21 protein-coding genes are annotated in these 20,539 nt (G+C 69.7%); 11 read left to right on the top strand and 10 right to left on the bottom strand.

What is annotated here, in order from left to right:
* Positions 1–34: 34 nt before the first annotated feature.
* Both TSO352_RS25405 and TSO352_RS25410 read left to right on the top strand, forming a co-directional pair.
* Positions 35–553 (top strand): hypothetical protein, encoded by a 519-nt coding sequence (locus tag TSO352_RS25405; protein WP_109109910.1) that lies wholly within the window; start codon positions 35–37, stop codon positions 551–553.
* 170 nt (positions 554–723) lie between these two features.
* The gene (locus TSO352_RS25410; protein WP_109110872.1) at positions 724–1,224 is read left to right on the top strand and encodes a GNAT family N-acetyltransferase; all 501 of its coding nucleotides are present in this window, start codon (positions 724–726) and stop codon (positions 1,222–1,224) included.
* Positions 1,225–1,228: 4 nt separating this feature from the next.
* Here TSO352_RS25410 and TSO352_RS25415 read toward each other — a convergent pair whose 3' ends face one another.
* Positions 1,229–2,791, bottom strand: a complete 1,563-nt coding sequence (locus tag TSO352_RS25415) for an ATP-binding protein (protein WP_109109911.1) — start codon at positions 2,789–2,791, stop codon at positions 1,229–1,231.
* A gap of 640 nt (positions 2,792–3,431) precedes the next feature.
* On the opposite strand from TSO352_RS25415, the gene TSO352_RS25420 reads away from it, so the two are divergent.
* The 3 genes from TSO352_RS25420 to TSO352_RS25430 all read left to right on the top strand — a co-directional run bounded on the left by TSO352_RS25420 (position 3,432) and on the right by TSO352_RS25430 (position 5,871).
* On the top strand, positions 3,432–5,249 hold the full coding sequence (locus TSO352_RS25420) for a GGDEF domain-containing protein (RefSeq protein ID WP_109109912.1): 1,818 nt from the start codon (positions 3,432–3,434) through the stop codon (positions 5,247–5,249).
* Positions 5,250–5,315: 66 nt separating this feature from the next.
* Positions 5,316–5,591, top strand: a complete 276-nt coding sequence (locus TSO352_RS25425) for a BrnT family toxin (protein WP_109109913.1) — start codon at positions 5,316–5,318, stop codon at positions 5,589–5,591.
* A gap of 34 nt (positions 5,592–5,625) precedes the next feature.
* Positions 5,626–5,871: a helix-turn-helix domain-containing protein gene (locus TSO352_RS25430; RefSeq protein WP_247872428.1), complete on the top strand. Its 246-nt coding sequence runs from the start codon at positions 5,626–5,628 to the stop codon at positions 5,869–5,871.
* Positions 5,872–5,907: 36 nt separating this feature from the next.
* Here TSO352_RS25430 and TSO352_RS25435 read toward each other — a convergent pair whose 3' ends face one another.
* The 4 genes from TSO352_RS25435 to TSO352_RS25450 are packed head-to-tail and all read right to left on the bottom strand — an operon-like array spanning position 5,908 to position 9,523.
* On the bottom strand, positions 5,908–6,699 hold the full coding sequence (locus TSO352_RS25435; protein ID WP_247872529.1) for an ABC transporter ATP-binding protein: 792 nt from the start codon (positions 6,697–6,699) through the stop codon (positions 5,908–5,910).
* Between the two features lie 5 nt (positions 6,700–6,704).
* On the bottom strand, positions 6,705–7,577 hold the full coding sequence (locus tag TSO352_RS25440; protein ID WP_109109915.1) for an ABC transporter ATP-binding protein: 873 nt from the start codon (positions 7,575–7,577) through the stop codon (positions 6,705–6,707).
* Between the two features lie 4 nt (positions 7,578–7,581).
* Positions 7,582–8,502 (bottom strand): nickel transporter permease, encoded by a 921-nt coding sequence (gene nikC, locus TSO352_RS25445; protein WP_109109916.1) that lies wholly within the window; start codon positions 8,500–8,502, stop codon positions 7,582–7,584.
* Between the two features lie 10 nt (positions 8,503–8,512).
* Positions 8,513–9,523 (bottom strand): ABC transporter permease, encoded by a 1,011-nt coding sequence (locus TSO352_RS25450; RefSeq protein WP_109109917.1) that lies wholly within the window; start codon positions 9,521–9,523, stop codon positions 8,513–8,515.
* Between the two features lie 163 nt (positions 9,524–9,686).
* Between TSO352_RS25450 and TSO352_RS25455 the strand changes: the two genes are divergently transcribed.
* The gene (locus TSO352_RS25455; protein WP_109109918.1) at positions 9,687–9,944 is read left to right on the top strand and encodes a DUF3072 domain-containing protein; all 258 of its coding nucleotides are present in this window, start codon (positions 9,687–9,689) and stop codon (positions 9,942–9,944) included.
* Between the two features lie 48 nt (positions 9,945–9,992).
* Here the strand turns inward: TSO352_RS25455 and trxB are convergent, their stop codons facing one another.
* Together trxB and TSO352_RS25465 are read right to left on the bottom strand one after the other, a co-directional pair.
* Positions 9,993–10,997, bottom strand: coding sequence for a thioredoxin-disulfide reductase (gene trxB / locus TSO352_RS25460; protein WP_109109919.1), 1,005 nt, complete (start codon positions 10,995–10,997; stop codon positions 9,993–9,995).
* Positions 10,998–11,046: 49 nt separating this feature from the next.
* Positions 11,047–12,969 carry a hypothetical protein gene (locus TSO352_RS25465; protein ID WP_109109920.1) on the bottom strand — a complete coding sequence of 641 codons (1,923 nt, stop codon included), beginning with the start codon at positions 12,967–12,969 and terminating at the stop codon, positions 11,047–11,049.
* 201 nt (positions 12,970–13,170) lie between these two features.
* On the opposite strand from TSO352_RS25465, the gene TSO352_RS25470 reads away from it, so the two are divergent.
* The gene (locus tag TSO352_RS25470) at positions 13,171–13,797 is read left to right on the top strand and encodes a PadR family transcriptional regulator (protein ID WP_109109921.1); all 627 of its coding nucleotides are present in this window, start codon (positions 13,171–13,173) and stop codon (positions 13,795–13,797) included.
* Between the two features lie 33 nt (positions 13,798–13,830).
* Positions 13,831–14,124 carry a DUF2218 domain-containing protein gene (locus TSO352_RS25475; protein ID WP_109109922.1) on the top strand — a complete coding sequence of 98 codons (294 nt, stop codon included), beginning with the start codon at positions 13,831–13,833 and terminating at the stop codon, positions 14,122–14,124.
* 40 nt (positions 14,125–14,164) lie between these two features.
* Here TSO352_RS25475 and TSO352_RS25480 read toward each other — a convergent pair whose 3' ends face one another.
* From TSO352_RS25480 to TSO352_RS25490, 3 genes are all read right to left on the bottom strand, one after another.
* Positions 14,165–14,797 carry a 2OG-Fe(II) oxygenase gene (locus TSO352_RS25480; protein WP_109109923.1) on the bottom strand — a complete coding sequence of 211 codons (633 nt, stop codon included), beginning with the start codon at positions 14,795–14,797 and terminating at the stop codon, positions 14,165–14,167.
* 78 nt (positions 14,798–14,875) lie between these two features.
* Positions 14,876–15,559: a 2OG-Fe(II) oxygenase gene (locus TSO352_RS25485; protein WP_348770666.1), complete on the bottom strand. Its 684-nt coding sequence runs from the start codon at positions 15,557–15,559 to the stop codon at positions 14,876–14,878.
* 154 nt (positions 15,560–15,713) lie between these two features.
* A complete protein-coding gene (locus TSO352_RS25490) occupies positions 15,714–16,691 on the bottom strand; it encodes a mitochondrial fission ELM1 family protein (RefSeq protein ID WP_109109924.1) in 978 nt (325 codons plus the stop codon).
* 149 nt (positions 16,692–16,840) lie between these two features.
* Between TSO352_RS25490 and TSO352_RS25495 the strand changes: the two genes are divergently transcribed.
* The 3 genes from TSO352_RS25495 (at position 16,841) to TSO352_RS25505 (ending at position 20,407) form a co-directional block, all read left to right on the top strand.
* The gene (locus TSO352_RS25495; protein WP_109109925.1) at positions 16,841–17,401 is read left to right on the top strand and encodes an Lrp/AsnC family transcriptional regulator; all 561 of its coding nucleotides are present in this window, start codon (positions 16,841–16,843) and stop codon (positions 17,399–17,401) included.
* Positions 17,402–17,857: 456 nt separating this feature from the next.
* Entirely contained in the window at positions 17,858–18,724 is an 867-nt protein-coding gene (locus TSO352_RS25500; protein ID WP_247872429.1) for a dienelactone hydrolase family protein, read from the top strand.
* A gap of 333 nt (positions 18,725–19,057) precedes the next feature.
* The gene (locus TSO352_RS25505; protein WP_109109927.1) at positions 19,058–20,407 is read left to right on the top strand and encodes a globin-coupled sensor protein; all 1,350 of its coding nucleotides are present in this window, start codon (positions 19,058–19,060) and stop codon (positions 20,405–20,407) included.
* Positions 20,408–20,539 lie beyond the last annotated feature (132 nt).

Consider the following 20,539-nt stretch of genomic DNA (forward strand, 5'->3'; position numbering starts at 1 on the left):
GATGCCGGATGACTTTTTTGCGGAGACACGCCCGATGACCCGTTCCCTCGCGCCGGCCGCGGCCCTGGCCACCGCCCTGGCCGCCGCGGCCCTTCTCGCCGGCTGCCAGATGCCGGGGTTCGAGCCGCCGCGCCAGACCGCCTCGCTGCCGCCGCCGGCCGCCCCCAAGCCGCCACCCGCGGCCCGTGGCATCTGGATTGTCGGCAGCCCCGCCTTGCGCGGGCCGATCGACCAGGCCGCGGCCAAGTACGATGGCGGTCCCGATATCCGGCCGCGGCTGGACCCGCATGGCACCGCCGCCGGCTTCCGCGCTTTCTGCGCCGGGGTGGGGCTCGATCATCCCGACATGGTCGCCGCCGACCGGCCGATCTCCGCCGCGGAATACCAGCGCTGCCGCGACAAGGGCGTCACCCTGACCGAATACGCCTTCGGCCCGAAGCGCTTCGTCTACGTCAAGGACTCGCACATGATGGCCGTCCCCGGCGTCAGCGATTTCGTCGCCAGCTGGGGCCAGACCGGCAAGCCGGTCAGCGCGCCAACGACGGGGAGTTGACAGGAAGAACGCTGTTGCCGTCGACACCGGAAGGGCCGCAAGCAGGGCGGCCCTTTTTGCTGCCGGCGCGTCCCGCTTCCGCCGCCTGTTCAACGTGATGGACAAAAATCCATTATAATGGATTCATGGTGAGGCTCGTATCACCCCTGCGTATCACGAGGCCAACCATGATGATCGTCCACACCCGTTCCGCCGTTGACGAGGATCTTCCCGCTATCCTCGCGATTCTCAACGATGCCATCCTCAACACCACCGCGGTCTGGAGCCTGACGCCCGCGACGCTGGAGCAGCGCCGGGCCTGGATGGCGGAGCGTCGGGCACAGGACATGCCCGTCCTGGTGGCGGAGGTCGAGGGCAAGATGCTCGGTTTTGCCTCCTACGGACCATTCCGGCCGTGGGAAGGCTACAAGCACAGCGTCGAAAACTCGATCTATGTCGATCCCGGCAGCCGGGGGCAGGGGATCGGGCGCGCCCTGCTCGCCGCGTTGCTGGACGACGCCAAAGGCCGCGGCATGCGTGTGATGGTGGCGGGAATCGAGGCGGAGAACACCGCTTCCATCCGGCTGCACGCCGCCTTCGGCTTCGCAGAGGCCGGACGCCTGCGGCAGGTCGGCCGCAAGTTCGACCGCTGGCTCGACCTGCTGTTCATGCAGCGGATGCTGGCGGACTGATTCCTCACCCCGTCGCGAACAGGCCGCCCTGGTCCGGGCTGTCGGTCGGGTCGTCGGTGTAGGGGTCCGCGTTCGGGTCGCCCAGCGCGGTTTCCCAGCCCAGCGCCGGCAGGCTGATGGCGCGGGTGTTGCCCAGGCCGCCGCGGCTGGCGATGAAGCCGCGCTGTTCCATGTAGGTCAGCAGCCGGCGGCCGCGGCCCTTCGACCGGCTGCCGCAGGCGCGTGCCACATCGGCGTCGGACGGGCAGGGGGCGTGGTCGAGCGCGGCGCGGGCCAGCAGCAGGAAGACCGGCTGGATGTCCTCCGCCAGCGTCGCGGCGACGCCGGTCGCGCGTTCCCAGGCGGGGTCGTCGCCGCTGCCGGCCCCGGCGCGGGCGGCGGCCAGCTTGCGGCGGAAGGCGGGCAGGGCCAGACGGTCGCCGTCCACCCCGCGCCCGCGGCAGCGCACCAGGAAATCCTGGTACAGCACCGCCAGCGAGCGGTAGGGCGCCTCCGGATCGGCCAGCACCTCGGCCAGCACGGCCTCGTACTGCGCCTCGCGCTCGGCGGCCTGTTCGGCGGTTTCCTCCGGCTCCAGCGGCAGCAGCGCCGGCGGCTCGGCGGCAATGTCGTCCACCGGCGGCGGCGCGGACGCGCGGCCGCGGGCGAGCTGCGCCATCAGGTCGGCGCTGGCCGAGGTCGACGGGCGGCGCACGTAGCGCGGCGGCTCCGGGCCGGTGGTGGTGAAGATCAGGTCGCGCGCGTCCTCCACCGGGGTGGTGGGCGGCGGCATCAGCGTCGGGCTGCCGGTGCGGCCCTGGGTCTCCACCGCGCCGATGCGCAGCGGCAGCGGCCGGCGCGACAGGGCGGGGCCGAGCGCGATGAAATGCCCGCGCTCCAGGTCGCGGAACATCTCGGCCTGCCGGCGCTCCATGCCCAGCAGGTCGGCGGCGCGCGCCATGTCGATGTCGAGGAAGGTGCGGCCCATCAGGAAGTTGGAGGCTTCCGCCGCGACGTTCTTGGCCAGCTTCGCCAGACGCTGGGTGGCGATCACCCCGGCCAGCCCGCGCTTGCGCCCGCGGCACATCAGGTTGGTCATGGCGCCGAGCGACACCTTGCGGGCTTCGTCCGACACCTCCCCGGCGGCCGACGGGGCGAACAGCTGCGCCTCGTCCACCACCACCAGCATCGGGTACCAGAAATCGCGGTCGGCATCGAACAGCCCGCCCAGGAAGGCGGCGGCGTGGCGCATCTGCATCTCGGCGTCCAGCCCTTCCAGGTTCAGGACGACGGAGACGCGGTGCTGGCGCACCCGGGCGGCCACCGACTGGAGCGCCGCCTCGCTGTGCGCGTCGGCCTCGACCACGACATGGCCGAAGCGTTCGGCCAGGGTGACGAAATCGCCCTCCGGGTCGATCACCGCCTGCTGAACCCATTGGGCGCTCTGCTCGATCAGGCGGCGCAGCAGGTGCGACTTGCCCGAGCCGGAGTTGCCCTGCACCAGGAGGCGGGTCGCCAGCAGCTCCTCCAGGTCGAGCGTCGCGGCGGTGCCCGCGTTCGTCGCCCCCATGTCGATGCCGACCTTCATGCCGCTCGCCTCCCGCTCCGCCCCGCACCACCCCGACGATCCCCCGGATCGCTCCGGGTCGGGGGCCTTCCTATAGCGCAGGCGGGCTTGGCGATACGAGGGTTCGATTCGGGACCCGGCTGCGCGGCGCCGACCGCGAGCGCGCGGGGGGATTGAGCGGTGGGGCGGCCGATGACCGTTCCGGTGGTGGGTGGGGTCTTGCGGGACGGGGGCGTTTGACCATATCCTTGGGGGACGAGAGGGCGCGGCTGGCACCGCGCCCTCCTGTCCGGTCCTCGTTACCGCAGCAGGTCCAGGATTGCCTGGATCAGTTGCAGCAGGAGGACCAGGAGTTTGAGTGTCTTTTCCACTCAAGCCTCCACGGTTGGTGGGACGCGGGCGGTGGCCCTTCCGCCGCCCGGTTCCCACCATCGCATGCATAGCGATGCGGGAACCGACCGGCAACGCGCATTCCACCGCACCGTGTGACCGCCATCCTTGGATCAACTCCTGTTTTCGCGACCGCTGGATGCCTGCGGCTTGCGCGTGTGCGGCATGGGCGCCGATCCGCGACGACGTGGCGGAGCGGTCACGAAACCGCAAAGAAGCTTTGATACAAGCGAACGCTGATCAACCGGGTTCGGCGCTTGGCGGGCTTCCGATGACTGTGCTGACGACGAGGATGGCCGGGACCATCGCCGGACCGGCGGGGGCCGACCGGTCGAGGCCATGCGGCGACGGCTGGCCATCGGCGGTCGCGGCGCTCCGCGTCGCGTTCCAGCCCATCGTCCAGATGCGGACCGGCCGCTGCCATGGTTTCGAGGCGCTGCTGCAGGGGTTCGAGCGCACCGGCTTCGCCGACGCCGCGGCGCTGCTCGACGCCGCCGAGGCTGCGGGGGCGCTGGCGACGGTGGAAAGCGCGCTGCACGCCAAGGCGGTCGCCGCCTACCGGGCGCTGCCCGGCTGGGGCGAGGCGACGCTGTTCCTGAGGCTCGACGCCCGGCTGGTCGGCCGGCCCGACCAGCCCTGGCTCGCTCGCGATCCCGCCGCGTCACGCCGGGCCGGGGTGGTGCTGGAACTGTCGGGGCGCCACCCGATGGGCGAGGGGGTGGCGCTGGACGCCGCCATCGACCGCTGCCGGCAGAGCGGCGTCGGCATCGCGCTCGACGATTTCGGCGCTGGCCACGCCAGCCTGCGCACCCTGTACGAGGCGCGGCCGGATTATGTGAAGATCGGCCGCTTCTTCATCGCCGGCATCGATGGCGACGCGCGCAAGCGGGCGCTGGTGGCGGCGCTGGCCGGCCACGCCCACGCGCTCGGCATCCAGATCGTCGCCGACGGGGTGGAGACGGCGACCGAGTTCTACACCTGCCGCGACCTGGGCTGCGACTTCGCGCAGGGCGCGCTGATCGCCGGGCCCGATGCCGGCCTGACGGCGCTGCCCAACCGCTGCGCCGCCGTCGAGGACCTCAACCGCCGCGATCGCCGCCAGCCGGGCGAGGCCCACCGCCGCCTGTCGGAGGTGATCGAGCGGCTGCCGGTCCTGCGCGTCGACTCGCGCAAGACCGAGCTGCTGGACTATTTCAAGGGTGACGGCAGCGCCAGCATCGCCCCGATCGTCGACGAGCAGGACCGCCCGCTGGGCCTGATCCGCGAGCGCGACCTGAAGCGCTTCGTCTATTCGCGTTTCGGCGGCGAGTTGCTGCGCAACCGCGGCCTGGGCGACCGGCTGGACGATCTGGTCATCCGCTCGCCGGTCTGCGACATCTCCACCCCGCTGGACCGGGTGATCGAAGCCTTCTCCACCGAGTCGGCCAACGACGGCATCGTCATCGTGGAGGGCGGTGCCTACGCCGGCGTGCTGTCGAGCGCGGCGCTGCTGCGGCTGGTGCACGAGCGCAACCTCGCCATGGCGACCGACCAGAACCCGCTGACCCGGCTGCCCGGCAACGCCGCCATCGTCCGCCACATCGACCAGGCGCTGGCCGACACCGGGCGCGGCCATGTGCTGGCCTACCTCGACTTCGACAACTTCAAGCCCTTCAACGATACGTTCGGCTTCCGCCAGGGCGACCGCGCCATCCTGATGTTCAGCGAGCGGCTGAAGGCGTGGACGGCCGGCACCGGCGGCGGCGCCGACGGCTTCGCCGGGCACATCGGCGGCGACGACTTCTTCCTGGCGGTCAGCGGCGGCGCGGAGGGCGAGGCGCTGGCCCGGCTGGCCGAACTGCTGGCGCAGTTCCGCTCCGACGCCGAGAGCCTCTACGACGCCGACACGCGGGTGGCCGGCGGCTTCCTCGCCAAGGACCGCTACGGGGCGGAGCGCCGCTTTCCCCTGCTGGCGGCCAGCGGCGTCGCCGTGGTCATCCCGCCTGGCGGCCACGGGCTGACCCCCGACGCCATCAACGCCGCCATCGCCGACCACAAGGCCGCGGCCAAGAGCGCCGACGACAAGCTGTGCGTGGTGCGGCCGGCCTGAAGGCGGGAGTGCCTGCGCTCCTATATCATTGGCGTTGGCTCCGGCAATGACGTAGCATCATGCTCCATGGCCGAGCCTTTCGATCCCGTCAAGAACCAGATCAACCGCCGCAAGCACGGCCTGGATTTGTCGTTCGGGGCGGAGGTCCTTCGCGACCGGAATCTGATCGAAGCGGTCGATCTGTCGATGGAGTACGGCGAAGAGCGCTTCAACGCGCTCGGCATGGTCAATGGCAGGATCTATGCCGTCACCTACACCGAACGCGCTGATGGGGTGCGGTTCATTTCCGTGCGGGAGGCCGACAAACGCGAGGCGGCTCACTATTTCAAGGCCAACCCCTGAGCAATGGCCAAACCTTCGACTCATGGTGATCCAGATGAACGACCGTGAAACCTTCAGCAACGAGCAACTCGCCTCGATGCGGCATCCGCCGCTGGCGAAGCGGGTTCGCCGTTCGACCGGTCTTTCGCAGGAGGCGTTCGCCGAGCGTTTCGGGATTCCGTTGCGCACACTCCAAGAGTGGGAGCAGGGGCGACGGGAGCCGGATGCCGCCGTCGCGTCCTACCTGCGTGTCATCGAAAAGCAGCCCGACATGGTCGCCGACGTGCTGGCGGCCGAGTGAGTGCATGACGGCGGACAACGGGAGCTTCGTGCACTGTCAGGCATAATCCCGGAAGCTCTCCGCCGCGGCACGGTCGTAGCCCTGGCTGGCGCGCAGGAGCTGGAGGGTGTAGGGCTGCCGCGCGGCGCCGTGGCGCAGGTCGTCCACCGTCATCTCCTCGACCAGCCGGCCGCGGTTCATCACCGCCAGCCGGTCGCACAGGTTGGCGACGACGGCGAGGTTGTGGGTGACCAGCACCATGGTCAGCCCGTGCTCGGCCCGCAGCCGGCGCAGCAGGTTCAGGATCTCCGCCTGCACCGAGACGTCGAGCGCCGAGGTCGGCTCGTCCAGCAGCAGCACCCGCGGCTCCAGCACCAGGGCGCGGGCGATGGCGACGCGCTGGCGCTGGCCGCCGGAGAGCTGGTGCGGGTAGCGGAAGCGGAAGGACGGGCCGAGCCCGACGTCGCGGAGCACCCGGTCGATGCGGGTGTCGGCGTCGCGCAGGCCATGGATGGCGATCGGCTCGGCCAGGATGCGGTCGACGGTGTGGCGCGGGTGCAGCGAGCCGTAGGGGTCCTGGAACACCATCTGGCACAGCTTGAAGAAGCCCTTGGGCCGGCGGGCGGTCTGGTCCGTCCCGGCGACGGCGATGCGGCCGGTCCACTCGTCGTTCAGGCCGCTGACCGCGCGCAGCACGGTGGACTTGCCCGAGCCCGATTCGCCGACGAGGCCGAAGCTTTCGCCCTCCGCCACCGACAGCGAGACACCGTCCACCGCCAGCACCCGGTCGCTGCCCTGGCCGAAGGCGACCCGCAGGTCCTGGATGTCGATCATCGCCGTGTTGGCCATCGCGCTCATCCCTCCACCCCGCCCCCGGCTCCATCGGTCAGCCACGCCGGGTCGCGGGTCAGCACCGGCAGGTCGCCCTGCGGGACATCCAGCCGCGGCAGGCTGTCGAGCAGGCCGCGGGTGTAGGGATGGCGGGCGGCGTGCAGCTCCGACGCGCGGCAGCTCTCCACCACCCGGCCGGCGTACATGATCAGGATGCGGTCGCAGAAGGAGGCGACGAGGTTCAGGTCGTGGCTGACGAAGACCATCCCCATGCCGCGCTGGCTGCACAAATCGTCGAGGATCGCCAGCACCTGCATCTGCACCGTGACGTCGAGGGCGGAGGTCGGCTCGTCGGCGATCAGCAGGGCGGGGTCGGGGATCAGCATCATCGCGATCATGATGCGCTGGCCCATGCCGCCCGACACCTCGTGCGGGTAGCGGTCGTAGACCCGCTCCGGGTCGCGGATGCGCACCGCCTCCAGCATCTCCAGCGCGCGGCGCTTCGCCTCGGCGGCGCCGGCGCGGCTGTGGACGCGGTAGGCCTCGGCGATCTGGTGGCCGACCGTCATCACCGGGTTCAGCGAGTATTTCGGGTCCTGCATCACCATGGCGATGCCGCTGCCGCGGATGGCGCGCATCCGCCGCGGCGAGGCGGTCAGCAGATCCTCGCCGCGGAAGGCCAGCCGGTCGGCGGTGACCCGGCCCGGCGGCGGGACGAGGCGCAGGATCGACCGGCCGGTCATCGACTTGCCCGATCCCGACTCGCCGACGATGCCCAGCTTCTCCCGGCCCAGCGTGAAGGAGACGCCGCGCACCGCCTCGGTCACGCCGTTGCGGGTGGGGAAGGACACGCGGAGGTTCGCCACCTCCAGCAGGGGAGCGTTGTCGTCGGCCATCGCCTCAATCCCCCTTCGGGTCCAGCACGTCGCGCAGGCCGTCGCCCAGCAGGTTGAAGCCCAGGCTGACGATGAAGATGGCGAGGCCCGGCATGGCGGCGACCCACCATTGCTCCAGCACATACTGCCGGCCGCTGGCGATCATCGCCCCCCATTCCGGCAGCGGCGGCTGGGCGCCCAGCCCGAGGAAGCCCAGGCCGGCGGCGGTCAGGATCACGCCGGCCATGTCCAGCGTCGTCCGCACGATCAGCGAGGCGACGCACAGCGGCATGATGTGGCCCAGGATGATGCGCAGGCTGGACGCGCCCTGCAGCCGGGCGGCGCTGATGAAGTCGGCGCGGCGCACCGTCAGCGTCTCGGCCCGGGCGATGCGGGCGTAGGGCGGCCAGGAGGTGATGGCGATGGCGATCACCGCGTTCTCGATGCCGGGGCCGAGCGCCGCGACGAAGGCCAGCGCCAGGATCAGCTTGGGGAAGGCCAGCGCGATGTCGGTGATGCGCATCAGCACGGTGTCGACCCAGCCGCCGAGATAGCCGGCGACCGTGCCGATCACCAGCCCGGCCAGCGGCGCCGTCGCCGCCACCAGCGCGACGATCATCAGCGTCAGCCGCGCCCCGAAGATCAGGCGGGACAGGATGTCGCGCCCGAAGGCGTCGGTGCCCAGCCAGTGGGCGGCGCTCGGCGGCTGCAGCCGGTTGCCCAGATCCTGGGCGTAGGGATGATAGGGCGCCAGCAGCGGGGCGAGCGCCGCGACGACGACCAGCGCCACCACGATCAGCAGCCCGGCGACCGCCAGCCGGTTGCGGCGGAAACCGGTCCAGCCGGCCCAGGCGCGCCCCAGCCGGGCTTGCGCCCGCGACCGCGGCGTGTCGGTGGTCAGCCAGCCGCGCCAACCGAGGGGGGGAGAATCAGCGCGTGCGCTCATCGGGGGGATCTCATCGCGCTCGGGGATCCAGCAGGCGGTAGAGCAGGTCGGACAGCAGGTTCAGCGCGATGAAGACCGCGCCGACCACCAGCGTCCCGCCCAGCACCGCGTTCATGTCGGCGCTGAGCAGCGAATTGGTGATGTAGAGCCCCAGCCCGGGCCAGGCGAACACCGTCTCGGTCAGCACCGACCCTTCCAGCAGCCCGGCGTAGGACAGGGCGATGACGGTGATCAGCGGCACCGCGATGTTGCCCAGCGCGTGGCGCCAGACGACGCGGGCCTCCGACAGGCCCTTGACCCGGGCGGTGGTGATGTATTCCTGGCGCAGCTGGTCCAGCATGAAGCCGCGCGTCATCCGCGCGATGTAGGCGACGCTGTAGAGGCCGAGGATCGCCGACGGCAGGATGAGGTGGTGCAGCGTGTTCCAGAACACGTCGGGTTCGCCGGCCAGCAGCGCGTCGATCGAGGCGACGCCGGTCACCGGCTCCACCAGCCCTTCGTAGAAGACGTCGAAGCGCCCCGGCCCCGGCACCCAGTCCAGCCGGGCGTAGAACAGCAGCAGCGCCATCAGCCCCAGCCAGAAGATCGGCACCGAATGGCCGATCAGCCCGAGCAGGCGGATGGCGTGGTCGGGCCAGCCGCCGCGGTGGGTGGCGGCGAACACCCCGGCCGGCACGCCCAGCACCGCGCCGATGATCACGGCGACCGTCGCCAGTTCCAGCGTCGCCGGGAAGACGCGCAGCACATCCTCCAGCACCGGGCGGGAGGTCAGCACCGACACGCCGAGGTCGCCGTGCAAAACGTCGCCGACATAGCGGGCGAACTGCTGCCACAGCGGCAGGTCGAGGCCGAGCGCCCGGCGCATCTGCTCGTAGCTCTCCGCGCTGGCGCGGTCGCCGAGCGCGGACAGCACCGGGTCGATCGGCACGACGCGCCCGATCAGGAAGGTGACCAGCAGCAGGCCCAGCAGGGTGACGGCGACCGTGACGATCAGCCCGAGGCCGCGTTTCAGCGTGCGCAAGACGGCTCCCTCATGGTTTGGCCCTGAAGGGAATCACAGTCCGCGCTTTGTGCAAAGCCCGTCAAGGGCATAGCCGCGCAATCACCGTCACCGCCGGGTGGACGGGAACTTTTCCGCTGCCGCGTTGTTCATGGAGCGTTCTCATTTTCAGGGGCACGGTTCAATGACGACGAAACACGACAGCCACCGCCACGGCGACGACCGGCATCACGAAAACCCGAAGACCGGCGAGGACACGTCCAACCGCGACAAGGATCCGGACGATTGGACCACCGGCGACGAGCCGATGACCGGCGCCCAGGCCTCCTACCTGAAGACCCTGAGCGAGGAGGCCGGCGAAACCGTCGACGGCGACCTCACCAAGGCCGAGGCGTCCAAGCGCATCGACGCGCTCCAGGAGAAGACCGGCCGCGGCAAGTGATGGCATGGAGGCCGGCGCGGCACTCCGGAGGGAGTGCCGCGGGGCGGGTTACCAGGTGCCGGCCGGGCTGGGGTCGCCGTGGGCGCCGGCGGCCGGCTCGTGGTGGGCCAGCCAGCGCTCGGCCTCCAGCGCGGCCATGCAGCCCATGCCGGCGGCGGTGACCGCCTGCCGGTAGATCTTGTCCTTGACGTCGCCGGCCGCGAAGACGCCGGCGACGTCGGTCGCCGTCGAATCGGGGGCGGTGACGATGTAGCCCGACTCGTCCATCGCGACCTTGCCCTTGAACACCGACGTCGCCGGCTCGTGGCCGATGGCGACGAACACGCCGGCGACCGGGATCACCCGCTCCTCGCCCGACTTGGTGTTCTTGATCCGCACGCCGGTGACGCCGCGCGGGTTGCCCAGGCTGCCGTCACCCTCGCCGACGATCTCCTCGACCGTGCTGTCCCACACCACCTCGATCTTCGGGTGGCGGAACAGACGGTCCTGCATGATGCGTTCGGCGCGGAAGCTGTCGCGGCGGTGGATGACCGTCACCTTGGTGGCGTGGTTGGTCAGGTACAGCGCCTCCTCCACCGCGGAGTTGCCGCCGCCGATCACCGCGACCTCCTTGCCGCGGAAGAAGAAGCCGTCGCAGGTGGCGCAGGCCGACACGCCGAAGCCGCGGTAGATCTCCTCGGTCGAGATGCCGAGCCAGCGCGCCTGGGCGCCGGTGGCGATGATGACGGCGTCGGCGGTGTAGGTGTCGCCGCTGTCGCCCTTGCAGACGAAGGGACGCCGGCTGAAATCGACCTCGGTGATCAGGTCGAACACCATCTTGGTGCCGACATGCTCGGCCTGTTTCTGCATCTGCTCCATCAGCCACGGACCCTGGATCGGGTCGGCGAAGCCGGGGAAGTTCTCCACATCGGTGGTGATCATCAACTGGCCGCCGGGCTGCATGCCCTGGACCATCAGCGGTTCCAGGTTGGCGCGCGCCGCGTAGATGGCGGCGGTGTAGCCGGCCGGGCCGGCGCCGATGATGAGGACCTTGGTGTGATGCGTGCTGGGCATGGCGTGATCCCGGTGTGTCTCGGCGAGGGAGGTCGCGATTGGAATGGTTCTAGAAACCGAACATATGGTCGAGGCTGAAGGCGCTGTCACCCGCAAGGCAGCCATGGTAGCCGAACAGGCGGCAGGTGGTGTCGCGGATCAGCACATAGGCGTGCTCGCCCGCCGCCATTCGTTCCGCTTCCGAAAACATCTCGTGATAGCGCCAGAACCGTGAGCCGCCGCAGGGGATCGCCAGCCGCTTGCGCGCCAGTTCGACGCCATCGCGGCGCATCAGGATCAGGCTGGTGTCCGAGGTGGCATGCCAGGGCGTCGAGGCTGGGTAGACCAGATGGCAGAGCGTGTCCCACGGGTCGGTGCCCAGCCGCAGGAACAGCCGGGTCGACAGGCCGGGCGGGCGGCCGTGGTAGCTCTGCGGCTCGTCGCGGTAGACCATCGCCATGTTGAACAGGTGGCTGCCGAAGCTGGTCTCCGCCACATGGCCGTTGTTCACGTCCTCGTAACGAACCAGCGCGTGCAGCCAGCCGTCGGCAATCGTTCCGGCTTCGAAATCATAGACCAGCTCGACATGGCCCCAGCCATCGACCATCGTCTTGCCGGCGGCTTTGTCGGCGACCAGCCCGCTGACGTCCAGCGCGACGCTGTCGGACCGCTTGAGGTTGCCGAAGCGGTGTTCGGCCAGCGCGACGCCGTTGCGGTCGTAGACCACCGCCTTCACCGGCAGCTCGGTCTGCGCCGTGCTCATCGGCGTCGGCAGCAGGGTGGTGCGCCAGCGGCCCATCGGCAGCAGCGGCGCCGGCAGGATGTGGCCCTTGCCGATGGCGTGCCCGGTCAGGACCGGCAGCTTGGGGTCCGGCTTCAGGTCGGTGCGCTCGACGTTGGCGTGGGCCATGCGGCGACGGCCACCGGCGGCGGCGATCTCGTAGCGCGGGCGGACGAAATGCTTGCCGGCCTGCACCTCGAACTGCGCCGGCCAGCGCGCTTCCGGGAACAGGCTGGCGATGTCGAGTTCGACGGTGGCGAAGGCCGGGATGGACTGGTCGAGCGTGCGGACCTCGTCCGAGCCCATCAGGTTCAGCCCGACCGCGCCGGCGGGGATCGGCGTCGGGTGGCTGTTCTGGATCCACAACGACACCCGCTCGCCCTCGCGCGGGGCGGGCAGTCCGGCGTAGCGGTCGGCCGGCCAGGCGTTGGCGTCGTGGGTGCAGGACAGCACCGTCTGGTCGTCGCCGTAGGTGTCGAGCGCGTATTTCACCACGTCGTGCCCAGCGGCGCCGATGACGTGCAGGAACAGCGAGCCGCAGAAGGGGCCGAGCCCCATCCGCGCGCGGATCTGGCGGCTGTCGATCACCACCGTGCCGTCGATCGGCGGCATCGGCTCGGTCCAGTCGGCGATCGGCCGGCCCTCGCGGTCGAACAGGCAGGCCCACAGCCGGGTGCCCTTGGCGCCGTAGCGCGGCCAGTAGTTGGCCGACACGACGCGGGTGTGGTGCCCGTCCTCGTCGCGGAACCAGGCGAAGTTGGTCGCCCAGTTGAACTTCGACAGGTAATGGCCGGGATCGTTCAGCATGTCTTCCGGCACGCGCATGGCGTCCAGCGAGACGACGCCGGCCTTCTCCGGGATCAGGTGGGCGATGTGGCCTTCCAAGCGCTGCGAATCGAAGGCGACGATGAAGACGGTGCGGGCGCCGCTGGCCGGCAGGTCGGTCACCGGGCGGGCGGCGTGGCCGAACACCTCCGTCCCGATCTGCTCGACATTCTGCACATAGACCCCGCAGACCGGGATCGACGACAGGTCGTAGAACTCCGCCAGCCCCGACAGCAGGCCCAGCGGGTCATAAACCGCGACCGGTCCGAAGGAGGCCAGCCGCGCGATCAGGATCGCCGCCTTGGGCGCCGCCAACGGGTGGCCCACCGCCTTGAAGAAGCTGGAGCCGCCGGTGACGTTGGAGAAGGTTTCGATCCGAAGAGGCATGGGGGCACACACGCGCGAAAGCAAAGCCAGGGCGTCGGTTATAGCCCCTTCGGTCGGGCGCGCGACAGTGATTTGTCCGGGGCCGGGCCTGCGGGCGCCGGAGGGCGTCGTCGGCCGCCGGCGAATTTCCCTCTTGTCGAAGAGTGTGTTTCGATATATCTGTTGTTTCGTTATATCGAAACTGCATCAAGAGAGGGTTTCATGCTTCGGCATATGTTCCACGCCTGCGGGCGTCGTTTTTCCCGTCCCGATTTCGACGACGAGGTTCCCGAGCAGGGCCACGGCCGTGGCCGCCACCGCGGCGGCCGCGACGGCTGGGGTGACCGCGGCGGCCCTGGCGGTCCCGGTGGCCGGGGCGGACGCGGCGAGCGCCGTGTCTTCGACCACGGCGACCTGCGCCTCGTCCTGCTGTGGCTGATCGAGGAGAAGCCTCATTCCGGCTACGATCTGATCAAGGCGATCGAAGGGCTGGTCGGCGGCGCCTACAGCCCCAGCCCCGGCGTCGTCTACCCGACGCTGACCCTGCTGGAAGAGCAGGGCCACATCCGCATGGCCTCGGCCGAGGGCAACCGGAAGCTCTACGAAATCACGCCGGAGGGGGCCGAGGCGCTGAAGGCCAGCGCGGCGACCATCGCGGCGATCCGCGAGCGCATCGCCCACGCCCACGCCCGCCAGACCCGCGGGTCGTCGCCGCAGATCGTCCGTGCGGTGGAGAACTTCAAGCTGGCGCTGCGGCTGCGGCTGTCGCAGGGCGACCTGACGCCCGACCAGACCCAGGCCATCGCCGACGCCATCGACGCCGCCGCCCGCGCCGTCGAGCGCTCGTGATTGCTTTTATCGACCAGGAAGGAGACCGGCAGCATGGCCGCATCGACCACGCGCATCGCGACGCCGAATGGGCGCCGCTACATGACCCAGCTGTGCAAGCACTGGGCCCACAAGTTCGAGGTGACCTATGACGAGAACCAGGGCGTCATCCCCTTCGCGCCCGACCGGCGCTGCCAACTGGCCGCCGATGAGGGCGGCCTGGGCATCACGGTGGAGGTGGAGGAGGCCGACCAATTGGAACGCATGCAGGGGGTGGTGATCGACCACCTGAAGCGCTTCGCCTTCCGCGAGGAGCTGGGGGAGGCGGTCTGGACGGCGGTGGGGTGAGGGCGGCCAAGGCCGGCCCCCATTCGCCGCCCCCCGTTCTTCAATAGCCCTTCGACTCGCCGCCGAAGACGCCCTTGGCCCAGGCGCCGATGCGGTGGCGCCACTGTTCGTGCCAGATGTAGACGCCGCCCTTGACCCAGTTCATCTGGATCGCCCGGCGCTGGCCTTCGAAGGGATAGTGGCCGTGCCAGGAGGTGTCGCTGCGGCGGAAGCACATCAGGGTGCCTTCCTCCGGCGGAACCTCGGCGGCGTAATCCTCCAGGTTCTGCGACCGCAGGATGCGCAGGCGGCCGCCCGTCGCCTCCCAGGGCGGGTTCATGTAGATCAGGACGGTGATGACCTTGCTGGCCGAATCCGGGTGGATCTTGCCGTCGGTCGCCCGGCACATGCCGCGGGCGGTGAACATGGTCGGGTAGCGCGACAGGTCGACGCCGAACTTCTCGGAAAAGGCCTTGCAGACCTCCGGCCCCTTCAACTCCTCGATCATCGCGTCGAAGCTCGGCCCCTGCGGGAAGACGCCGAGCGGGATGGAGCCGGGCTTGTCGACCTTCGGATAATCGCGGTGCAGCGCCTCCAGATGCTCCTTCTTCACGAAGCCGGGGACGCACAGGAAATCGTACGGATCGTGCTGCAGGGGGGTGGCGCGGAACTTGTCCAGATCAAGCATGGACATGGATGAAGACTCCAGAGGGGGCGCCGTCCGTCCGTCCGTCGGGGGGCCGGTCGGCGCCACTTAATCACGCCCGCCGATTTACGCAAGAGGCTGGTCGGGGAAACACAGCTCGTGGCGGGCCCGCCATTCCGGACCGACGTAGTTGACGATGATCGACTTGCGCACCCCGTCGATCGGGCGCTTTTCAAAGCCGTGCCACGTGTTGGTGCCGGGAATGAAGATCAGCCCCTCGTTGAAGGCGTAGGGCGCGCGGGCGACGACGGTCTTCGTCTCGTCCAACACGTCGGTGCCCCAGCCGGCGCAGTTCGGTCCCTTCGACAGGTAGATCAGCATCGTGAATTTCTTGACGCCGATGTCGGTGTGCGGCTCCAGCCAGAAGCCATCGGTGTCCTGGCAATATTCGATGCGCAAATTGGTGCCGGACAGGTCGACGTCGCAGGTCTTCTGGATCGCGTCGGTGACGCGGCGGCTCTGGAAGGCCTGGGCGACCGTCTCGCACACCGGGTAGTGCGCCCGGTTCTCCGCGCCGAAATAGGTGCGCGACGCGTTGTTGGTCTCGCGCTTGCCGTAGGTGTCGGACACCCGCGGCGCCCCCCAGGGCAGGGTGGCGATGGCGTCGGCGGCCTCGTCCGGCAGGGCCTCGGACAGGAGCCAGTGGTTGTACGGTGTGTCGAACCGCCGGCTGTGCTCCAGACAGCGCAGGAAGCGGTCGGCAACGGCGTCGGGGCCGGGCAGGGTGGCGGTGGTGGCTGGTGCAGTCATGGCCGTGGTCATGGCGGTGATGATCCGGATCGGGAAGGACCAGCCGGCGGGCGGCCCGGTTTGCTCCGCTTATGGCACGGGCCGGGCCGCAACTCCGCCGCAAACTGGTCTTACCAGGGGGGTGCGCGGATTGGTCGCGCACCGGTCCCGGCTGTTACGTCAGGCCGTGCCGTTTCCGGTGCGCCGGCAGCCGCCGCAGCACCTCGTCGGCCACCTCCCGCGTGTCGTTCAGCAGCGGGTGCTGCCACTGGTCGAGCGAGCCGTCGAAGCGGCGGGTGATGCCGTCCTGGTACAGCCCGTCGTGGAAGGCGCGGAACTTGGGCGACCCGCCGTCCAGCTCGATCACGTAGGTCGGCTTGCCGGTGGAGCAGGCCTCCGACGTCATCGACACGCTGTCGCAGGTCACCACCACCGCGTCGGCCAGACCAAGATAGCCGAAATACGGATTCTCGCCGGTGCCGTCCCACACCTCGGCCGGCAGGCCGGACAGGCGGGCGCGCAGGATCGCCTCGTTGTCGGCGCCGGTGCGGCGCGACGGCGTCACCATCAGCCCGGCGCCGTGCGTGCGCGTCAGGTTGGCCAACTGCTCGGCGACGTCGCCCATGATGGTCGGGGTCAGGCGGTAGACGCCGTTGTCGCCGCCGATCAGCACGGCGATGCGGGGGTGCGGCAGATGGGCCAGCCGCGGGGCGAAACGCTCCGCCGCCGCGGCCAGGATGGCCGGCGTCACCCGATGCAGCGCACCGCGCGTCACCAGCACGTTGTCGCCGCGCAGCTTGTCGTGGCGCGGCACCACCACCAGGTCGAAATGCCGTGGGCTGAGCGCCGGATCCTGGATCTGGACGGTGAAGGTCCGGCCACGCGACTGCTGGCGCACCGCCAGCGACACGGCGATGCTCTGCCGCCCGGTGCCGATCAGGATGTCGGGCCAGGGCGGGGCGACGGGATCGCCCTTCGGCCCGGCGGCGAAGCGGTTGCCGATGCGGAAATAGGGGGTCAGCTGGCGCCAGGGCGTGCGCAGGGCGACGCGCTTGATCACCGGCGTCAGGCCCAGCGCCTCCGCCAGGCCGATGCATTGGTTTTCCATGCCCGGCTTGCCATCGGACACCACCCAGCAGGTCAGGGATTGCATGAGCGCTCGGTTTGTTGGGGCTGCGAAGCGGGCGACGGAAAGAGGGAGATCCGGGTTGCTCGCCCTTGTAAGGGTTTCGGTCTTGGCGTAGACACCATGCCCGTGTAATATCCTTTCTTCAAATCACCCCCGGAGCGACCGAGTAAACCATGCGGCGGGTCAAACTCGACCGAATTGACCGGCGTATTCTGCGCGATCTGCAGAACGACGGTCGGATGACCAATGTGGAGCTTGCCCGGCGTGCCGGCATCTCCGCTCCGCCCTGCCTGCGCCGCGTCCGCGCGCTGGAGGAGGCGGGATTCATCCGCGGCTATCACGCCGACGTCAACCCCGATGCGCTGGGGTTCGGCGTCACCGTGTTCGCCCAGGTCGGCCTCAGCAGCCAGGCCGAAGCGGACCTAAAGAAATTCGAGGAGCTCGTCAACAGCTGGCCGCTGGTGCGTGAGTGCAACATGCTGGCCGGCGAATATGATTTCGTCCTGAAGATCGTGGCCGAGGACTGGGACGATTATCAGCGCTTCCTGACGACCAAGCTGACGGCGGCGCCCAACGTCGCCCATGTGAAGTCGGCGCTGTCGATCCGCACCTCCAAGCACACCCCCGGCGTTCCGATCGACGTCGACTCGCCCGACATCCCGGAAGGGACCGAGGACGAGGACGACGAGGAGTTCGTCGAGGACGAGACGCCCGCCCGCGCCACCCGGCGCTGAGCAGGGCCGGGCGCCCCCGGAGGTTGGGGGCGCCTCGATGGGACGATGCGGCGAGCGCCCGAGCCTCCTGCCTGAGGACAAGGGACCGCCGCAGCCCCCGACGCAACCCGATGGACCGTCCCGATGAGGGGCAGCCTGGGCCAGAGCCAACAAGACGCCTCGGAGTCGGGGTGCCGGTTGGCGCGGGTCGTCGGCCGTCCCGCCGATGTTTCGCCGGAACTTCGCCGGACCATGGCCCTGACGCCGCGTGGGGGTGCATCGCTGCGCCGAATTGGCGGCCCCATGCGAACAAAAAAGGGCAGGCGATGGTCTTCCGCGCCGCCGGGAGCTAATATTGCAACCGCGAGCGCCGCCGTGGTGGCCGGCGCCGGGTGTCGGGGACGCTCCAGAATGAAGGCTTACGCCTGCGGTCGCGCGGCTGTGTTGAGTGCGGCGCTGTGTGCCAGCGTTGTGGGAATGGGTGTCGTGGGGCTGGCCCTGCCGATCGGGACCGCCCAGGCCGCCGTCGGCGTCCATGCCGAGGAAATCGTGCGTTTTCCCTCCACCGACGGGGACCTGACCGGCGGTGCGCCGACGACGCTGACCGGGCGGTTGCTGCGCCCGGCCGGCAATGGCCCTCACCCGGCGGTTGTGTTGCTGCACGGCTGCGGCGGCCTCTACGCCCGCAGCGGCAGAGTGTCGCAGCGCCACATCTGGTGGGCGACCACGCTCCAGCAGCAGGGCTACGAGGTGCTGATGGTCGACAGCTTCGGCCCCCGCAACGTGACCGAGGTCTGCACCGTCCCGCTGAAGGAGCGCAACGTCCGCGCCGCGATGGAGCGCAAGCGCGACGCCTGGGCGGCGCTGGCCTTCCTGCGCAAGCGGCCGGAGGTGGACCATGACCGCATCGGCCTGATCGGCTGGTCGCAGGGGGCGAGCACCGTGCTGGCCGCCTTTGGGGCCGGCGACAACGGTCCGGCCGGGACGGAGGATGGCGGCTTCCGCGCCGCGGTGGCCTTCTACCCCGGCTGCAAGGCGCCGCTGAGCGAGGAGGGATGGCAGCCGGACGGTCCGCTGCTGATGCTGATCGGCGGCAAGGACGACTGGACGCCGGCGCAGCCCTGCATCGACCTGGCCGCGCGCGACGGGACGAAGGAGCGGACCGACCTCGTGGTCTATCCCGACGCCTACCATGGATTCGACGCGCCCGATGCCCCGTTGCGCAAACGTCAGGATCTGGCGACCGCTCCCAGCGGGACCGCCCATGTCGGCACCAACGAGGACGCCCGCGCCGACGCGATCCAGCGGGTGATGACGTTCTTCAAGGAAAAGCTGCGGGGATGATGCGCGCTGGGGTTTGATGCGTAGATGGTGCGGCGACTTGCGCGTCACCGCCGCCCTGTTCCGGCGCCCCGCGACTCTGGGGCGCTTTTTTTTGTTTAATGAGACGTTGTTCTGGTAGCTGAACCATTTCCCAGATTGCAAAAATCTTTTTGCGATTTGGGAGCCAAACGGCCAAACGAGGGTCGCGCGGTGACCAATTCTGGTCAACATTTGGCGCATTTCTTGGACTCTGCGACATTTTGCCGTACGGCCCCGTCCTTGCACTGACCGGATCAGAGACCGCGTGTGCGCGATGCGCCATGCCGACCAAGAAACGATCAGGAGAACAGGACCATGGCCACAGCAACGTCGATCGACTCGCTGCGCAAGCGCTTCAACACCTTCGGCCTGACGGAGGCCGATGTCGCCATCCTGCGGGCCAACGCGTCGTTCGCACGCCAGCACCTGCCGAGGCTTCTGGAGACGTGGCACGCCAAGTTCGCGGAATGGCCGGAAATCCACGCCGCGCTGATGAAGCCGGCCGTCCACGCCCGCCGTGTCGAGCATTGGGTGCGCGTCGCGTCCGGCCTGCTGGACGACGGCTTCATCGAGTCGGCCAAGAGCTTGGCGGCGGTCTTCTACGAGAACGGGGTGCCGGGCTACGCGGTCGCCATCTGCCACCACACCGTGGTGAAGGGGATCAGCGACGAGCTTGGACTGGACGCCGGCGGGTCGCGCCTGTTCGGCAAGGCCGCGGCCGACCACAAGACGGCGGTCCGCAACACCCTGAACAAGGTGGCCTGGATGGACCTGGAGCTGCTGCTGGAGACCTACGCGGAGGCCGAGCGCCAGACGCGCGGCGAGGTGCTGAACCGGCTGGCCGCCAGCTTCGAGGCAGAGGTCAAGACCATCGTCCAGGACACCAGCGCCCGGTCGCAGGAGATGCAGGGGAGCGCCGAGCGGATGGCCTCGATCGCCTCGTCGACCAGCCAGCGGTCGCTGGAGGTCGCCAGCGCCGCCGAGCAGGCGTCGGTGAACGTGCAGACGGTGGCCAGCGCCTCGGAGGAGCTGAGCGCTTCGATCAGCGAGATCAGCCGTCAGGTCGGCAATTCATCGCGGATCGCCCAGGACGCGGTGACGCAGGCCGACAGCACCAACCAGACCGTCAACGGCCTGGTCGATGCCGCCCAGCGCATCGGCGAGGTGGTGAACCTGATCAACAACATCGCCAGCCAGACCAACCTGCTGGCGCTCAACGCGACCATCGAGGCGGCGCGGGCGGGAGAGGCCGGCAAGGGCTTCGCCGTCGTCGCCAGCGAGGTGAAGAGCCTCGCCAACCAGACCGCCAAGGCGACCGAGGAGATCGCCGCGCAGATCAACGCGATGCAGGACGCCGCCCGCGGCTCCGCCGACGCCATCAAGGGCGTCGGGACGACGATCAACCGCATCAGCGACATCGTGACGTCGGTCGCGGCCGCGGTGGAGGAACAGTCGGCGGCGACGCTGGAGATCACCCGCAACGTGCAGGAGGCGGCGACCGGAACGCAGAGCGTCACCCGGATCATCACCGAGGTCACGCACGCGTCGAACGAAACCGGTTCGATCGCCCAGCACGTGCTGGACGCCTCCAGCCAGCTGCACAATCAGGCGACCGCGATGAGCCGTCAGGTGGACGGTTTCCTGACGCGCATCCGCGCGGCCTGAACGGGCGGGGTTCGGCGCGGCCCCTCGCAGGGCCGCCCGACCGGCCGCCCGAACTTGGCGGCCATGCCCGGAAACGGTGTATTCAGGGGAATTGGTGCCGTGATGACCGCCGCTTCACCCCCTTCCGGCTTG

The sequence above is a fragment of the Azospirillum sp. TSO35-2 genome, from assembly GCF_003116095.1.
Classification (GTDB): domain Bacteria; phylum Pseudomonadota; class Alphaproteobacteria; order Azospirillales; family Azospirillaceae; genus Azospirillum.